Origin of the sequence: Kribbella sp. NPDC050459, assembly GCF_040655315.1 — a bacterium.
GTDB lineage: Bacteria > Actinomycetota > Actinomycetes > Propionibacteriales > Kribbellaceae > Kribbella.
In genome coordinates this window covers 372035-387065 of record NZ_JBFAJQ010000007.1, presented here as the reverse complement: position 1 = coordinate 387065, position 15031 = coordinate 372035, and the positions used below count along the sequence as shown (strand labels likewise).

General features: G+C 70.6%; 18 protein-coding genes. 4 read left to right on the top strand and 14 right to left on the bottom strand.

Translation table 11 applies throughout. The features are described 5' to 3' along the window. Nucleotides 1-174 precede the first annotated feature (174 nt). The gene (locus tag AB0I12_RS24670; protein ID WP_359933773.1) at nucleotides 175-1203 is read left to right on the top strand and encodes a 1-aminocyclopropane-1-carboxylate deaminase; all 1029 of its coding nucleotides are present in this window, start codon (nucleotides 175-177) and stop codon (nucleotides 1201-1203) included. On the opposite strand, the gene AB0I12_RS24665 is transcribed toward AB0I12_RS24670, so the two are convergent. The 13 genes from AB0I12_RS24665 to hisI form a co-directional block, all read right to left on the bottom strand. Then, nucleotides 1204-1980, bottom strand: a complete 777-nt coding sequence (locus AB0I12_RS24665; RefSeq protein WP_359933771.1) for a hypothetical protein — start codon at nucleotides 1978-1980, stop codon at nucleotides 1204-1206. A 70-nt stretch (nucleotides 1981-2050) separates the two neighbouring features. After that, nucleotides 2051-2776 (bottom strand): VIT1/CCC1 transporter family protein, encoded by a 726-nt coding sequence (locus AB0I12_RS24660; protein ID WP_359933769.1) that lies wholly within the window; start codon nucleotides 2774-2776, stop codon nucleotides 2051-2053. Then, complete coding sequence (gene lgt / locus AB0I12_RS24655; protein WP_359933767.1) at nucleotides 2769-3839, bottom strand: prolipoprotein diacylglyceryl transferase; 1071 nt, start codon at nucleotides 3837-3839, stop codon at nucleotides 2769-2771. Before lgt ends, AB0I12_RS24660 begins: the two co-directional genes overlap by 8 nt. A 51-nt stretch (nucleotides 3840-3890) precedes the next feature. Beyond that, entirely contained in the window at nucleotides 3891-4598 is a 708-nt protein-coding gene (locus tag AB0I12_RS24650; RefSeq protein WP_359933765.1) for a thioredoxin domain-containing protein, read from the bottom strand. Beyond that, nucleotides 4595-5056 carry a MauE/DoxX family redox-associated membrane protein gene (locus AB0I12_RS24645; RefSeq protein ID WP_359933763.1) on the bottom strand — a complete coding sequence of 154 codons (462 nt, stop codon included), beginning with the start codon at nucleotides 5054-5056 and terminating at the stop codon, nucleotides 4595-4597. The genes AB0I12_RS24650 and AB0I12_RS24645 overlap by 4 nt, the downstream gene beginning before the upstream one ends. Beyond that, nucleotides 5053-5712 carry an SCO family protein gene (locus AB0I12_RS24640; protein WP_359933761.1) on the bottom strand — a complete coding sequence of 220 codons (660 nt, stop codon included), beginning with the start codon at nucleotides 5710-5712 and terminating at the stop codon, nucleotides 5053-5055. Before AB0I12_RS24640 ends, AB0I12_RS24645 begins: the two co-directional genes overlap by 4 nt. A gap of 7 nt (nucleotides 5713-5719) precedes the next feature. Beyond that, the gene (gene trpA / locus AB0I12_RS24635; RefSeq protein WP_359933759.1) at nucleotides 5720-6544 is read right to left on the bottom strand and encodes a tryptophan synthase subunit alpha; all 825 of its coding nucleotides are present in this window, start codon (nucleotides 6542-6544) and stop codon (nucleotides 5720-5722) included. Next, nucleotides 6537-7748: a tryptophan synthase subunit beta gene (gene trpB / locus AB0I12_RS24630; RefSeq protein ID WP_359933757.1), complete on the bottom strand. Its 1212-nt coding sequence runs from the start codon at nucleotides 7746-7748 to the stop codon at nucleotides 6537-6539. The genes trpA and trpB overlap by 8 nt, the downstream gene beginning before the upstream one ends. Nucleotides 7749-7825: 77 nt before the next feature. Next, nucleotides 7826-8632, bottom strand: a complete 807-nt coding sequence (gene trpC, locus AB0I12_RS24625) for an indole-3-glycerol phosphate synthase TrpC (RefSeq protein WP_359933755.1) — start codon at nucleotides 8630-8632, stop codon at nucleotides 7826-7828. Nucleotides 8633-8645: 13 nt separating this feature from the next. Further along, nucleotides 8646-8891 carry an HGxxPAAW family protein gene (locus AB0I12_RS24620; protein WP_355479781.1) on the bottom strand — a complete coding sequence of 82 codons (246 nt, stop codon included), beginning with the start codon at nucleotides 8889-8891 and terminating at the stop codon, nucleotides 8646-8648. 68 nt (nucleotides 8892-8959) lie between these two features. Next, nucleotides 8960-9502, bottom strand: a complete 543-nt coding sequence (locus tag AB0I12_RS24615; protein ID WP_359933753.1) for a Trp biosynthesis-associated membrane protein — start codon at nucleotides 9500-9502, stop codon at nucleotides 8960-8962. Continuing rightward, on the bottom strand, nucleotides 9499-10989 hold the full coding sequence (locus AB0I12_RS24610) for an anthranilate synthase component I (protein WP_359933751.1): 1491 nt from the start codon (nucleotides 10987-10989) through the stop codon (nucleotides 9499-9501). The genes AB0I12_RS24615 and AB0I12_RS24610 overlap by 4 nt, the downstream gene beginning before the upstream one ends. Next, the gene (hisI, locus tag AB0I12_RS24605) at nucleotides 10986-11318 is read right to left on the bottom strand and encodes a phosphoribosyl-AMP cyclohydrolase (RefSeq protein ID WP_359933749.1); all 333 of its coding nucleotides are present in this window, start codon (nucleotides 11316-11318) and stop codon (nucleotides 10986-10988) included. The genes AB0I12_RS24610 and hisI overlap by 4 nt, the downstream gene beginning before the upstream one ends. Before the next feature lie 60 nt (nucleotides 11319-11378). Between hisI and AB0I12_RS24600 the strand changes: the two genes are divergently transcribed. Continuing rightward, entirely contained in the window at nucleotides 11379-12464 is a 1086-nt protein-coding gene (locus AB0I12_RS24600; RefSeq protein WP_359933747.1) for a dipeptidase, read from the top strand. Here the strand turns inward: AB0I12_RS24600 and AB0I12_RS24595 are convergent. Beyond that, complete coding sequence (locus tag AB0I12_RS24595) at nucleotides 12461-13327, bottom strand: GNAT family N-acetyltransferase (protein ID WP_359933745.1); 867 nt, start codon at nucleotides 13325-13327, stop codon at nucleotides 12461-12463. The genes AB0I12_RS24600 and AB0I12_RS24595 overlap by 4 nt on opposite strands. Nucleotides 13328-13549: 222 nt before the next feature. On the opposite strand from AB0I12_RS24595, the gene AB0I12_RS24590 reads away from it, so the two are divergent. Together AB0I12_RS24590 and AB0I12_RS24585 are read left to right on the top strand one after the other, a co-directional pair. Next, entirely contained in the window at nucleotides 13550-14557 is a 1008-nt protein-coding gene (locus AB0I12_RS24590; protein WP_359933743.1) for a hypothetical protein, read from the top strand. 125 nt (nucleotides 14558-14682) lie between these two features. Continuing rightward, the gene (locus AB0I12_RS24585) at nucleotides 14683-14997 is read left to right on the top strand and encodes a Fe-S cluster assembly protein HesB (RefSeq protein WP_355690212.1); all 315 of its coding nucleotides are present in this window, start codon (nucleotides 14683-14685) and stop codon (nucleotides 14995-14997) included. The last annotated feature ends 34 nt before the right edge of the window (nucleotides 14998-15031 follow it).

Below are 15031 nucleotides of genomic sequence, written 5' to 3'. Positions count from 1 at the left end.
GCGGTGAACTAGACAGCTCCACTTCACAACCGGAGGCCTTCACCTGTCAGCCCGACTCACCGCCGAAACGCGGGACAACCTCCCTGGACATCACACCTAGCTGGTCGAGGTGGGTGGCTGGGGGGACGTCGATCGCGCCAGGGAACATTCCGTCGACGGTAGTGGAGGAACCTGATGGGGCTGAGCGATTTTCCGCGGTACCCGTTGCTGTTCGGACCGAGCCCGGTGCACCCGTTGGAGCGGCTGCCGGCGTACCTGGGCGGGGCGAAGATCTGGGCGAAGCGGGAGGACTGCAACTCCGGTCTCGCGTACGGCGGGAACAAGACGCGCAAACTGGAGTACCTGCTCCCGGACGCTCTCGCACAGGGCGCCGACACGCTGGTCTCGATCGGCGGCTACCAGTCGAACCACACCCGCCAGGTGGCAGCCGTGGCGGCCAAGGCCGGGCTCAAGGCGGTGCTCGTGCAGGAGAACTGGGTGGACTGGCCGGACGCCCTCAACGACCGGGTCGGCAACATCCTGCTCAGCCGGATCATGGGCGCCGAGGTGCGCCTCGACCCGGCCGGGTTCGGGATCGGCTTCAAGGACAGCTGGAAGCAGGCGCTCGCCGACGTCGAGGCCCGCGGCGGTACGCCGTACGCGATCCCGGCCGGCGCCTCGGACCACCGGCTCGGCGGGCTCGGGTTCGCGAACTGGGCGTACGAGGTGGAGCAGCAGGAGCGTGAGCTCGGCGTCTTCTTCGACACGATCGTGGTCTGCTCGGTCACCGGCTCGACGCACGCCGGCATGATCGCCGGGTTCGCGGGCCAGGACCGCCCGCGCCGGGTGATCGGGATCGACGCCAGCGCCAAGCTCCAGGAGACCCGCGACCAGGTCGAACGCATCGCCCGGAACACCGCCGAGCTGATCGGCCTCGGCCGCGACCTCCGCGACGACGAGATCACCGTCCTGGACGGCTGGGCCGGCGACGAGTACGGCGTCCCCGTGCAGTCCACGCTCGACGCGATCCGCCTGACCGGCGAACTGGAAGGCATGATCATCGACCCGGTCTACGAAGGAAAGTCCATGGCCGGGCTGATCGACCTGATCCGCACCGGCGACATACCGAAGGACTCCACCGTCCTGTACGCCCATCTCGGCGGCCAGCCCGCCCTGAACGCCTACAGCAGCCTGTTCACCCGGACTCAGCCGATCACCGGCTGACTACCAGCCGCCGGCGAAGAACCCTTCGAGGCCGGGGCGCGGGTGGGCCGCCGTCATCGCGTTCGCCGCAACGACGACGGCGAGCGCCAGCGACAGCAGCGGCACGAGCACGCCGTACCCGGCCAGCACCCGCCGGGTACGGCCGTCCGCCCTCGCGAACCGGCGCCACAAGAGGACGGCGAGTACAGCGAGCGCGGCCACCACGATCGCGCCCTCGACAGCCATCACCGCGTGGAACAGCACGTAGTCGTCGGTGATCACCTCGAGAGGCGGCGACTGCTGCCCATCCGCCAGCTGCTGGCGGATCTGTACGAGCGTGCCGTCCAACGGACCCGCCGGGGCTCCGAACAGCATCGGCAGCAGCGAGCCGAACGGCGCCGCCATTCCATGGACGTTGGCCATGACCGCCGCGAGCGAGACCACGGCAAGCGCCGTGGACAGGACACCGCTCACCGCGAGCCCCGCCGCCCGCAGCCCGTCCGTCCGCAGGAACGCCCGCCAGATCAGCACGGCGAGCGCGACGAGCACGACCAGCAGCGCGCCGGCGAGCACGCCCTTGGCCACGTGATAGCGGAACCAGTAGTCGACCACCCGTTGCAGGCCTTGGTCGAAGTTCCGCTCGCCGGAGCCCCAGTACGTGACGAACCCGCTGCGGAAGGCACCGACCAGGTGTCCTTCGCTCCTCAGGTCAGCGGTCGCCGCATCGCTCGCGAGCAGGCCTGGAGCAACGACGAAGGCGACGACGAGCGCGACTGCGAGAACGGCGAGCCTCTTCATGGGCACAAGCTAGGCGAATCAGGACGGTGTGAACCATGACGCCGAGGCGACCCCGGGGGTAGCGCCTGCGCTACCCGATTCCGGGGCCGACGAGCGTGCCGACGAAGTAGGTCAGGGCCGCCGCGGCGCCGCCGAGGAGGAGTTGGCGCAGGCCGGAGTACCACCAGGACCGGCTCGTCACGCGGGAGACGACAGCGCCGCAGACGAACAATGCGGTCAGGGAAAGGATCAGAGCCGGTACGACGCTGGTGGCGCCGAGCAGGTACGGCGCCAGCGGGATGAACGCGCCGACGGCGAAGCAGACGAATGACGAGGCGGCGGCGACCACCGGGTTCGGGAGGTCGCCGGGGTCGATGCCGAGCTCCTCGCGGACGTGTTCCTCAAGGGCCTGGTCGGGGTCGGCGTGGAACTGCTTGGCGACCTTGCTGGCCAGGTCCGGGTCGAGGCCCTTCGCCCGGTAGGTCTCGGCGAGCTCGATCTCCTCGTCGATCGGGTGTTTCTTGATCTCGGCGCGTTCGACCTCGATCTCGGCGTGCGCGAGTTCGCGCTGGGAGGCGACGGAGGTGTACTCCCCCGCCGCCATCGAGAACGCGCCGGCGGCGAGGCCAGCGAGGCCGGCCAGCACGATGAACTTCGAGCCCGAGGCGGTGCCGCCGTCCATGCCGGCGATCAGCGCGAAGTTCGAGACCAGGCCGTCCATCGCGCCGAACACCGCCGGGCGCAGCCAGCCGCCGTTCACATCACGGTGCGTGTGGTCGCCGTGATGCTCGGCCGAAACCTCGGGCGTCTCAGTCACGAGACCCTTCGCCGTTGCTCGCGGTGGTCGCCTCGGCAGCCGGCCCTCCGGCCGGCCCCGCCGAGGCGGGTGGCGCATCAGCAGCCCCTTCCCCGGTCCCCGGGGAACCCGGCGCGGCATCGGGTTCCGCCGTCGCGTCGCTCGGCTGGGCGTCGTCCTGCTTGGCATCGCTCGGCTCGGTGGCGTTCTTCGCCTCTCCGGTGGGCTTACCGGCGGCCGGGCCGGTGCTGATGTCTTCCTGGCCGGGGTAGCGCTTGGCGCTGATCACGAAGGCCACGACCGCGAGCACGAACAGGATCAGCGCGGTCCAGACGTTCAGCCGCAGGCCGAGGAAGTGGTTCACCGTGTCGATGCGCAAGTTCTCGATCCACGCGCGACCGGCGGTGTACGCCGCGACATACAGGAAGAAGGCACGGCCGTGGCCGAGCTTGAACCGGCGGTCGGCGAGCAGGATCAGCGCGACCACGCCGAGGTTCCAGACGGCCTCGTAGAGGAACGTCGGCTGGAACGTGGCGAAGTCCTTGTACCCGGCCGGACGGTTGTCGAAGGCGATCTCCAGGCCCCACGGCTTGCTCGTCGGGCGGCCGAACAGCTCCTGGTTGAAGTAGTTGCCGAACCGGCCGAAGATCTGCGCCAGCGCGATCCCGGGCGCCATCACGTCCGCGACCGCCAGGAACGGCACCTTCGCCCGCCGGCACGCGATCCACGCGCCGAGCGCGCCGAAGCCGACCGCACCCCAGATGCCCAGTCCGCCGTGCCAGATCTTCAGCGCGTCGAGCGGGTTCTTGCCGGCGCCGAAGTACAGCTCGGCGTCGGTGATGACGTGGTAGATCCGCGCGCCGACGAGCCCGAACGGGATCGCCCAGAACATGATGTCGGCGAGCACCGGCGCCGATCCGCCGCGCGCCACCCAGCGCCGGCGGCCGAGCCAGTAGCCGGCGAAGATGCCGGCCAGGATGCACAGCGCGTACGCACGGATCGGCAGCGGTCCGAGGTGCCAGACACCCTGGCTCGGACTGGGAATGGTCGCCGGAATCAACACGGCGGAACTCAGACTAGACATGGCAAAGAGAGACGCTACTCGACGCGTCAGACCACGGCCAGGAACGCAGGGTCACGATGCGATCGCGTCCACGGCCTGCTGCAGGCCGTCGGGTGTCAGTTGGTCGGCTTCCAGCTGCTTTCCGTTGACGTACACGGTCGGCGTCCCGGTCACGCCCCGGTCGTCGGCGGCCTTCCCGACGGACTCCAGCCAGCTCGCGTACGTGTCGTTCTGCACGGCTTGCTGGTACTTCGCGTCGCCGATCCCGAGCTGCTTGCCGAGCTCCATCAACTGGTCGGTGGTCCAGGACTTCGAGAAGTCGCCGTACAGCTCGTCGACGAAGCTCAGCGCCTTGCCGTTCGCGGCCGCCGCGGCGAACGCGTTCGCCAGCCGCGGCGAGGCGTCCGGGTTCACGAACTGCAGCGGCCAGTAGGTCAGCGTCGCCGTACCGTCCTGGACGAGCTTGTCGATCGTCGCGCCGGTCTTCTCCTCGAACTCCGCGCAGTGCGGGCAGCGGAAGTCCAGATACAGGTCGATGGTGACCTTGGCCCCGCTCGTGCCGACCGTGACGCCCTTGCCGGCCGTGCCCGGACCGGTGACGACCGCGGGCTCGGGATGCCCGTTCGAGCTCACCTCGACCTTCGAGTGGCCGCGGTAGTACTGCACACCGACGCCGGCGCCGAGGGCCAGCACCAGGACGATCACCACGATGATCCCGGGTGAGATCCGGCGTTTCTGCTGCTGCAGCAGCGGATTCACGGGGGACTTGGCCTTGCTCACGACGCGGTGACTCCTTGCGGCTCGGATACGACGGCGAACTTGCTGACGGGGTTGAACCACAGCCAGCCGGCCAGCACGAGCAGGCCGGCGTCGCGGAGGATCTCCTGCAGGTACTTCGTTTGCCCCGGCGCGACCTCACCACCGCCGCCGAAGCAGCCGCAGTCGATCGACAGGCCACGGGCCCAGGCGGACGCCACCGCGGCGATGAACACGACCAGGAAGACACCGGCCGCGGCCGCCGAGGCCCGGACACCGAAGCCGATGATCAGCAGCAGCCCGATCGCGATCTCCAGGAACGGCAGTCCCCAGCCGACCGGCTGCACCAGCGACGGCGGGAGCAGCTCGTAGGCACGGACCGCCTGCGCGGCGGTCTCCGGGTCGGTCACCTTGAGCGCGCCGGCCACCAGCATCACGCCGCCCAGCACGAGCCGCGCCACCAGCGAGACCCACGACTTCACCGGTTGGCCTCCACCAGTTTCCCGAAGTCGTGGGCGAGGTCGCCGATCGCGGCGTTCGACAGCCACAGCACGGTCGCCTTGTCGTTCTTCCCGAAGCCGATCACCTGCGCTCCGTGACCGACCTCGTACCCGCCGGAGGGCAGCTTCTGCATCCCTTCCACCGGGACGCCGACGGCCTTGGCGATGTCCTTGATCGACGTCAGCGAGCCGGTCAGCCCGACGAACGACGGGTCGAACCGGTCCAGATACTTGCGGATCACCGGTCCGGTGTCGCGCGCCGGGTCCGTGGTGATGAACAGCATCTGGATCTGGTCCTGCACCTGCTGGTCCAGCTTGGTCAGCGCGGACGCCACGTCGGCCATCACGGTCGGGCACACGTCCGGGCAGTTCGTGTACCCGAAGAACACCAGCGTGACCGGCTTCTTGGTCGAGGTGACCAGGTTGAACGGGTTCCCGCCGGTGTCGGTCAAGGTGGCCGCTGGCATCGCGTACGGCCGGTCGAGCGTCGCGCCGCGCAACCCGTTCGGATCCTGGCTGCTGCGGATGATCGCGCCGCCCGGATTGTCCGGCTTCTCCGCCTTGCCGCTGCAGCCCGCCAGGGCAAGCAGGGCCACCGCCGCCAGGAAAAGGACGGCGGTGCTCCTGTTTCGACTCACGGCGGTACTAACGAGCAACGGTCGCACGGGGTTCCCGGCGGACGCCTTCGGACAGTTCCTCGGCGAGCGCGCGGACACCGGCCGGGCCGCCCTCCTCGAGCGACCGGACGAGGGCCGCGCCAACGATCACCGCGTCCGCGAACGCGGCCACACCGGCGGCCTGGTCGCCGTTCGAGATGCCGAGACCGACGCCGACCGGCAGACCGGTCGCCGCCTTGGTCCGGGCCACCAGCGGCGCCGCCAGGTCCGACGGCTTGTCCCGGGCGCCGGTGACACCCATCACAGCGGTCGCGTAGACGAACCCGCGGCAGGCGGCCGTGGTCATGGCGATCCGCTCGTCGGTCGAGGACGGCGAGACCAGGAAGACCTTGTCCAGCTCGTTCTTGTCCGCGGCCGCGATCCACTCCGCGCCCTCGTCCGGGATCAGGTCGGGCGTGATCAGCCCCGCTCCCCCGATCCCGGCGAAGTCGGCCGCGAAGCGATCCACGCCGTACCGCTCGATCGGGTTCCAGTACGTCATCACGAGCACCGGCACGTCGGAGTACGCCGCGACCTTCTCGACCGTGCTGAGCACGTCGCGGGTCCGCAGCCCGCCGGCGCGGGCGATCTCGGTGGCGCGCTGGATCGTGACGCCGTCCATCACCGGGTCGCTGTACGGCAGGCCGATCTCGAGGACGTCGCAGCCGCCGTCGACCAGGGCCTTGATCGCGTCCACACCGCCGTCGTACGTCGGGAAGCCGGCCGGCAGGTACCCGACGAGCGCCGCGCGGCCCTCGTCGTTCGCCGTCCGGATCGCGGCCCCGGCCTTGCCCAGGGCAACGAGCTCACTCACGGCCGGATCCTTCCTCGCCCAGGCCGAACCAGGTCGCGGCCGTGTCCATGTCCTTGTCGCCACGACCCGACAGGTTCACCAGGATCGTTGCGTCCGGCCCCAGCTCCTTGGCGATGTCGAGCGCACCCGCGACCGCGTGCGCGGACTCGATCGCCGGGATGATGCCTTCGGTCCTGGACAGCAGGCGGAACGCCTCCATCGCCTCGGCGTCGGTGATCGGCCGGTACGTCGCCCGCCCGGTCTCGGCCAGCCACGCGTGCTCCGGGCCGACGCCCGGGTAGTCCAGCCCGGCGGAGATCGAGTGCGACTCGATCGTCTGCCCGTCCTCGTCCTGCAGCAGGAACGACCGCGCACCGTGCAGGACGCCGACCTGGCCGGCGCTGATCGTGGCCGCGTGCCGCCCGGTCTCGAACCCGTCGCCGCCCGGCTCGACGCCGTACAGCTTCACGTCCTGGTCGCCGATGAACGCGGTGAACAGCCCGATCGCGTTGGAGCCGCCGCCGACCGACGCGACCGCGGCGTCCGGCAGCTTGCCGAGCAGCTCGAGCGACTGCTCGCGGGCCTCGTCGCCGATGCCGCGGACGAAGTCGCGGACCATCGCCGGGAACGGGTGCGATCCGGCCGCCGTGCCGAGGATGTAGTGCGTCTTGTCGACGCTCGCGACCCAGTCGCGCAGCGCCTCGTTGATCGCGTCCTTCAGGGTCCGGCTGCCGGTCTTGACCGAGATCACCTCGGCGCCCAGCAGCCGCATGCGGGCCACGTTCAGCGCCTGGCGCTCGGTGTCGACCTCGCCCATGTAGACCACGCACTCCAGGCCGAGGTAGGCGCAGGCGGTCGCGGTCGCGACGCCGTGCTGGCCGGCGCCGGTCTCCGCGATCACCCGCGGCTTGCCCATCCGCTTGGTGAGCAGCGCCTGGCCGATCGCGTTGCGGATCTTGTGTGCGCCGGTGTGGTTCAGGTCCTCGCGCTTGAGCAGGATCCGCGCGCCGGCGACGTCCGACAGCCGGGTCGCGTCGTACAGCAGGCTCGGGGCGCCGATGTACTCGCGCAGCATCCGCTCGAACTCGCCGGTGAACTCGGGGTCGGCCATGGCTTCACGCCACGCCTGGGTGAGATCGTCGAGCGGCGCGATCAGCGCCTCCGGCATGAACCTGCCGCCGAAACGGCCGAAGTGCCCGAACTGGTCGGGCAGCACAGTACTCATCCGACAAACCTTCCAAGTCCCGGCCCGAACGGCGCGGGAGAGTTACTGCCCCGAGCCGTTTGGACCGGCCGGAGAGGTCAGTGCCGCTGCTGGATGGCGGGGTGCGATCCGGCGGCGACGAGGTCGGCGACCGAGGCGCGCGGGTCGCGGCCGGTCACCAGAGTTTCACCGACGAGGACGACATCGGCCCCGGCGCGCGCGAACTCGATTACATCATGCGGGCCGCGGACCCCGGACTCGGCCACGCGGACGAGCTCGGTCGGGATCGTCGGCGCGACCCGGGCGAAGGTGTCCCGGTCGACCTCGAGGGTCTTCAGGTTGCGGTTGTTCACGCCGATGAGCTGGGCTCCGGCGTCCACCGCACGCCGGGTCTCCTCCTCGTCGTGCACCTCGACCAGCGGGCACAGGCCGATCGACTGGGCCCGCTCGATCAGCGAGACCAGCGCCTCCTGCTCGAGCGCCGCGACGATCAGCAGCACCATGTCGGCACCGGCCGCCCGGGCCTCCCAGAGCTGGTACGACGAGACGATGAAGTCCTTGCGCAGCACGGGGACGTCGACCCGGCCGCGGACCGCACGCAGGTCGTCGAGGCTGCCGTTGAACCGGCGCTCCTCGGTCAGCACCGAGATCGCCGCGGCGCCGCCCAGCTCGTACTCCCCGGCCAGCGCGGCCGGGTCGGTGATCTCGGCCAGCTCGCCCTTGGACGGGCTGGACCGCTTCACCTCGGCGATCACCGCGATCCCGTCGCCGCGGAACACCGGCATCGGGTCCTTGGCGTCGGGCTTGCGCTGGGCCTCGAGCTTCAGGTCGTCCAGGCTGACCCGCGCCTGGCGCTCCGCGAGGTCGGCCTTGACCCCGGCGAGAATGTCGTCAAGCACAGTCATGTCCGTCCGCCCCTCAGTGGTCGCCGTCGGTCGGGACCCCGAAGCCCAGCAGCTGCAGCACCTTGCCGGCCAGCGCCCCCAGAACCGCGATCCCGACGGAGATCCAGAACAGCACCCAGTTCGGCCCGAGCACCATCGCGATGGCGCCGAGCGTGAACGCGACCAGCACGATCGCGACCGCCGTCCACGCCGCCGGGCTGTTGCCGTGCAGATCGTGCGGAGCCTCGTCCTCGATCCGGCTCGCCCCTTGATCGGCCACCGTATTGTCCATAATTGGCGCCACTCCTCCTCGTCGTCCCGTCCTATTGTGGCGGTAGCCCGCCGCGATCAGAGAGTCGGGTCCTCCCCGGCGTCGATCGCCTTCCACTGATCGGCTCCGTGGTCCGGCCCCGTGGCGGCCGGATCACGCTCGTAACGGGCCGTGGCCCGCTTCCAACGGTGCGCGGTCAGCACGGTCAGCAGACCGGCCGCGACCAGCGCGATGCCGCCCGCCAGCGCGAACCACGGCGCCGGGCCCAGGGACTGTGTGACCTGGTTGGCCAGTACGTCGCTCAGCTCGGGCCGCAGCCGGCTCAGTTCCCGGCCGTCGGGGCGCACACCCAGGGCGACGACGACCGCCGCGAACCCGAGCAGCGCCACCAGAGCGCCGAGGACTCTCCGCAGCGCCGTTCCCGCCAGCCTGAGCACCACGACGGCCAGGACCGCGGCGAGCGCGAGCGTCACCGGGGCCTTGGTGATCGTGTAGCCATTGAGGACGACGTCCTTGCGGCCGTTCCCGGGGTCTGCCGACACCCAGGTCAGGTACCCCGACAGCCCGAGCAGCACCAGCGCCGCCAGGGCGAGAACGTCGACGATCCGTTGAGGCCTCATACGTCGGTGAACGTTCCCGCGACCGCGATCGCGTTGAGCACGGCGGCCGCCTTGGTCCGGCACTCGGCGTCCTCGGCGGCCGGATCCGAGTCCGCGACGATGCCGGCCCCGGCCTGCACGTACGCCGTCCCGCCGCGCAGCACCGCGGTGCGGATCGCGATCGCGGTGTCCGCGTCACCGGCGAAGTCCAGGTAGCCGACGACGCCGCCGTACACGCCGCGGCGGGTGATCTCGAGCTTGTCGATGATCTCCATCGCGCGCGGCTTCGGCGCCCCGGACAGCGTGCCCGCGGGGAACGCGGCGGTGAGCGCGTCGAAGGCGGTCAGACCGGCCTTCAGCTGCCCGGTGACCGTCGACTCCAGGTGCATGACGTGGCTGTAGCGCCGCACGTCCATGAAGTCGACGACCTCGACCGTGCCCGGCGCGCAGACCTTGCCGACGTCGTTGCGGCCCAGGTCGACGAGCATCAAGTGCTCGGCGCGTTCCTTCACGTCCGCGCGGAGCTCCTCCTCCAGCGCGTGGTCCTCCTCCGGCGTGGCGCCGCGGCGACGGGTGCCCGCGATCGGGTGCAGGATCACCTTGTTCTCGGTGACCTTCACCAGCGCCTCCGGGCTGGAGCCGACGATGTCGAACCCGTCCAGCCGCACGAGGTACATGTACGGGCTCGGGTTGGAGCGGCGCAGCACCCGGTAGATGTCCAGCGCGGACGCACTGCTCTGCAGCTCGAACCGCTGCGAGACGACGATCTGGAACGCCTCGCCCGCGCGGATCTCCTCCTTCGCGTGCTCGACGGCCTGCCGGTACTCCGCGCTGGAGCGCTGCCGGTGCGGCTCCGGCTGGGCCTGCCGGTCGGCGCGCACGACGTACGACGGGGTCGGCTGGGCGAGGTCGCGCTCCATCGCGTCCAGGCGCCGGACGGCGTCGGCGTACGCCTCGTCGACGCGCTCGTCGGAGTCGTCCCAGTTGACCGCGTTCGCGATCAGCCAGATCTCGCCGGTCTCGTGGTCAAGAGCGGCCAGGTCGGTCGCGAACAGGAACGTCAGCTCGGGCAGGCCGAGGTCGTCGGTCGTCGTGTCCGGCAACCGCTCCAGGCGGCGCACGGCGTCGTACCCGAGGAAGCCGACCATGCCGCCGGTCAGCGGCGGCAGGTCCGGCAGCCGCGGCGTGTGCAGGATCTCCAGCGTCTCGCGGAGCGCCCGCAGCGGGTCGCCGTGGTCCGGCAGGCCGACGGGCGGGTTACCCGTCCAGACGGCCTCGCCGTTGCGCTCGGTGAGCGTCGCGGCGGACCGGACGCCGATGAACGAGTACCGCGACCAGACGCCGCCGTTCTCCGCCGACTCGAGCAGGAACGTGCCTTCGCGCTCGGCGGCGAGCTTGCCGTACACCCCGATCGGTGTCTCGGCGTCGGCCAGCAGCCGGCGCGTGACCGGGATCACCCGGCGGTCCTTGGCGTACTCGCGGAAGGTCTCCAGGTCCGGCGCGGTCACGCGGCCGTCACCTCGATCTCGCCGTGCTCGAAGCAGCTGCGGGTGCCGGTGTGACAGGCCGGCCCTTCCTGGTCGACGAGCACGAGCAGGGTGTCGGCGTCACAGTCGACGAGGAGCTGCTTCACGTGCTGACGGTGGCCGCTGGTCTCGCCCTTCACCCAGTACTCCTGCCGGCTGCGCGACCAGAACGTGCTCCGCCCGGTCGCCGCGGTCCGGCGGACCGCCTCGGCGTTCATCCAGCCCACCATCAGGACCTCGCGCGTGTCGTACTGCTGCACCACCGCCGGGATCAGACCGGCCGCGTCGAAGGTCAACTCGTCGATAGTCACCCACCCATTGTCCCCGATCCGGGGTTGCCTTCTGACCACGGTCCGGATGAAGGTGTCCGGATGACGCTGAGCGAATACCGGGTGATCGACGGGCACAACGACCTGCCGATTGCTTTCTACGAACTGTGCGGCTACGACCTGGACGCGTACGACCTGGGCGGCTCGGTGCCGGCGCTGAACACCGATCTTCCCCGGCTGCGGGCCGGCCAGGTCGGCGGGCAGTTCTGGTCCCTGTGGGTGCCGCAGGACGAGCACGCGGTCCGGCGTACCTTCGAGCAGCTCGACTTCGTCCGGCGGCTGGTGCAGCGCTTCCCGGCGGACCTGGAGCTCACCGACACCGCCGACGAGGTCGAGGCGGCGATCAAGGCGGGCAGGGTCGCGTCGCTGATGGGTATGGAGGGCGGCCACTCGATCGGCGAGTCGCTCGGCGTCCTGCGGGTGATGCGGGCGCTCGGTGTCCGGTACATGACGCTGACCCACAACAACAACGTGTCCTGGGCCGACTCGGCCACCGACGAGCCGGTGCTCGGCGGACTGAACGAGTTCGGCGAGGAGGTCGTCCGGGAGATGAACCGGATCGGCATGCTCGTCGACCTCTCGCACGTCTCCGCGGACACCATGCGGCACGCGCTCCGGGTGACGAGCGCGCCGGCGATCTTCAGCCACTCGTCGGCGCGCGCCGTCTGCGACGTACCCCGGAACGCGCCCGACGACGTACTCGAGACGCTGGCCGGCAACGAGGGCGTCTGCATGGTGACCTTCGTGCCGTACTTCACCTCACAGGCGTACGTCGACTGGGTCGCCGGCGCCCGGGAGGCGGCCCAGGACCAGGGCCTGAACCCGCTGAACCCGGAGAACCAGGCGAAGCTCGCCGAGAGCTACGGCGTGCCGAAGCCGCAGACCACGCTGGCTGACGTGGTCGCGCACGTCGAGCACGTCCGCGAGGTGGCCGGCGTCGACCACATCGGGCTGGGCGGCGACTACGACGGGTGCCCCGAGTTCCCGGTCGAGCTGCCCGACGTGGCGTCGTACCCGGTGCTGTTCGAGGCGCTGGCCGGCCGCGGCTGGAGCTCCGAGGATCTCGACAAACTTGCCGGAGGCAACATCCTGCGCGTGCTCCGGGCCGCGGACGACGTCGCGGTCTAGGCCTCGCGGTACTGGGAGCGGATCTCGTCCAGCGCCTGCATCCCGGCGGCCTGGTACGTCGCGACCGCGCCCTCGTTGGTGGCCGGCGTGACCGTGTAGATGCTGGAGGCGCCCATCTCCCGCAGGTGCCGCGCGCAGCCGAGGACCATCGCGGTGCCGTAGCCGCGGCCGCGATGCAGGCGGTGGACGCCCATCGGCTCGATGTAGCCGGGGCGTCCCTCGCCGGCCGACCAGACGGTCGCCGCGGCCACCGATTCACCGATCTCGTTGCGGAGCACGAGGCACCGCGCGTCGGCGTACGGCAGGCCGTCGGACATCGCGAACCAGCGGTCGTCGGTGAAGGTCGACCCGTCGAACGACGCCCGCTGGACGGAGGTCCGCTCGTGGGCCTCCTCCGCGCCGATCACGTCCACCCGGGCGCCGGGGTCGGGTACCGGGTCGGTCAGGTCGCGGCGCAGCGGCACCCACGGCGCGTCGGCGTTCCAGCCGTCCTTGAACAGCAGGTCCTGGACGAGCGCCCCCATCGGCGTCTCGACGTACACCTTGCCCTCGATCAGCACGCCGGTCGCGGGCGCGGACACGTCGTCGACGATCCGCTGCGCGAGCTCCTCGTCACGCTGGACGTCCGGCGCGATCGACATCCGCAGCCAGTCCGGCTCGTCGAGCATCCCGATCGCGACGATCTGCCCGCCCCGGCGCCAGACCCGCGTCGCCGCCGCCGTCCGGTCCTCCCCGAACCGCCAGAACCAGCCGAGATCCCCCGGGTGCAACTGCAGCGGCACCTCCTCCCGCTGCCACTCCCGCAACACCGCCACGACGTCCCCCAGCTCACCGATCCCCGGCGTACTCAACTCAATACCCATCCCCCGATCACACACCATCCCCCCACCCATCCGCACGCGACTTCCCGCACCGCACCCCCGCCCCGCGCCGCTTTGTGCCCCCACCGACCACGCCGGCACCACCTTGAGCTCCCACCAACCAAGAATCGTGGCGAGATTGGGTTGAACCGGGCCCAAAGAGGTTTTCCACAGGGTGGTGGATGGGGGATGCGGGGGCGGCGTCGATGGCGAGAGGGTGGGTGGATGGATCGGCTCGGGTACGACGTGCGCGAACGGCTGCTCGTCATCACGCGGACTCCGCAGCGGCGCCACGCACTACTCCGGATCGGGCTCGGAGACGCCGACCTCCGACGCCTGGTACGGCGTGGCACGCTGCGACATCACCATGGCCATTACGTCGACGGCCGGCTCGACGAGGAACTCGCACCGGTCGCGTGCGCGCAGGCGGCCTATCCGGGCTCGGTCGTCAGTCATTTCAGCGCGGCCCGGCTGGCCGGCATCCCGGTGTGGACCGACCGCACCCCCGCCGGGAGGGTCCCGACGGGGGCGACCTGGCTGACCCGTCCGCCCGAGGCTCCGCGCAATCAGCGGCGGGCGGACATCGTCGTGCGACGTGCCGGTCTGGCGCCCGTGGACCTCTCAGGCCATGGATGGCTGCCGGTCACCGGCGTCGCCCGGACCGTTGTCGACCTCGCCCGGGAACTGCCGCTGCGCGAATCGATCGTGACGGTCGACGGCGCGCTGCGCAGCGGTACGACCATCGACGAACTCCACGCAGTTGCCGAGCGGCAGCACCATTGGCCCGGGATCCGGCGAGCTCAGCACGCGATCGCGTTCGGCAACCCGTCCGCGGAGTCGGCTCTGGAGTCGATCGCCAGGGTGAGGTTCGCGGCAGCCGGCTTGCCCGCACCGCTGCTGCAGGTGCAGTTCTTCGACGGCGTCACCTGGATGCTTGAGCGGGTCGACTTCTGGTGGCCTCCGTTCCGGACCGTCGGGGAGGCGGACGGACTCGCGAAGTACGAAGCGAACAGCCCGGCGGAGCGCCGGCAGCTACTCCGCAGGAGCCATCGCCGGGACCAGCGCATCGGTGACCGCGGTGTCGAAGTGGTGCATTTCGGATGGGAGGACGTCGTCGATCCGCGCTCGGACCTGATCGCGCGGCTGCGCGCCGGGTTCGCTCGCGGCGTGTCCCGCACCACCGAGCCGCCCCAGTGGCGCGCCGTACCGCCGCCGCACGCCGACGCCGCGTGACCTTGAGCACCGGTCAACCGTTTTCAGGGGTGTTCTGTGGTCGGTCGGGGCTCAAGGACTGTTTGAGGTTTCGGTGGTCGGGCACGGGGCGAGGGCTAGTGACAAATCGACGGATGGAGTGGGCTGTGCTGACCCTGACTGAGAACGCGACGCTGGTGATCAAGAGCATCACCGGGGTCGAGGGCGCGCCGGAAGGTGCCGGGGTGCGGATCTCGCAGGACAACCCGGCGGATCCGGCACTCGCGGTGACGACGACAGAAGCTCCGCAACCGGGCGACCAGGTGGTCGAGGAGGCGGGTGCGCGGGTCTTCCTCGAGGAGAACGCGGCGAACGCGCTGGACGACAAGATCCTGGACGCGGCGGTCGACGACAAGGGCGGTGTCGAGTTCCTGCTGGTGCCGCAGCCGGGCCCGAGCAACGGCGCTGCGCCGACCCCCTGATCCACCGATCCGCACGCCGGCCGGGAACCATGAG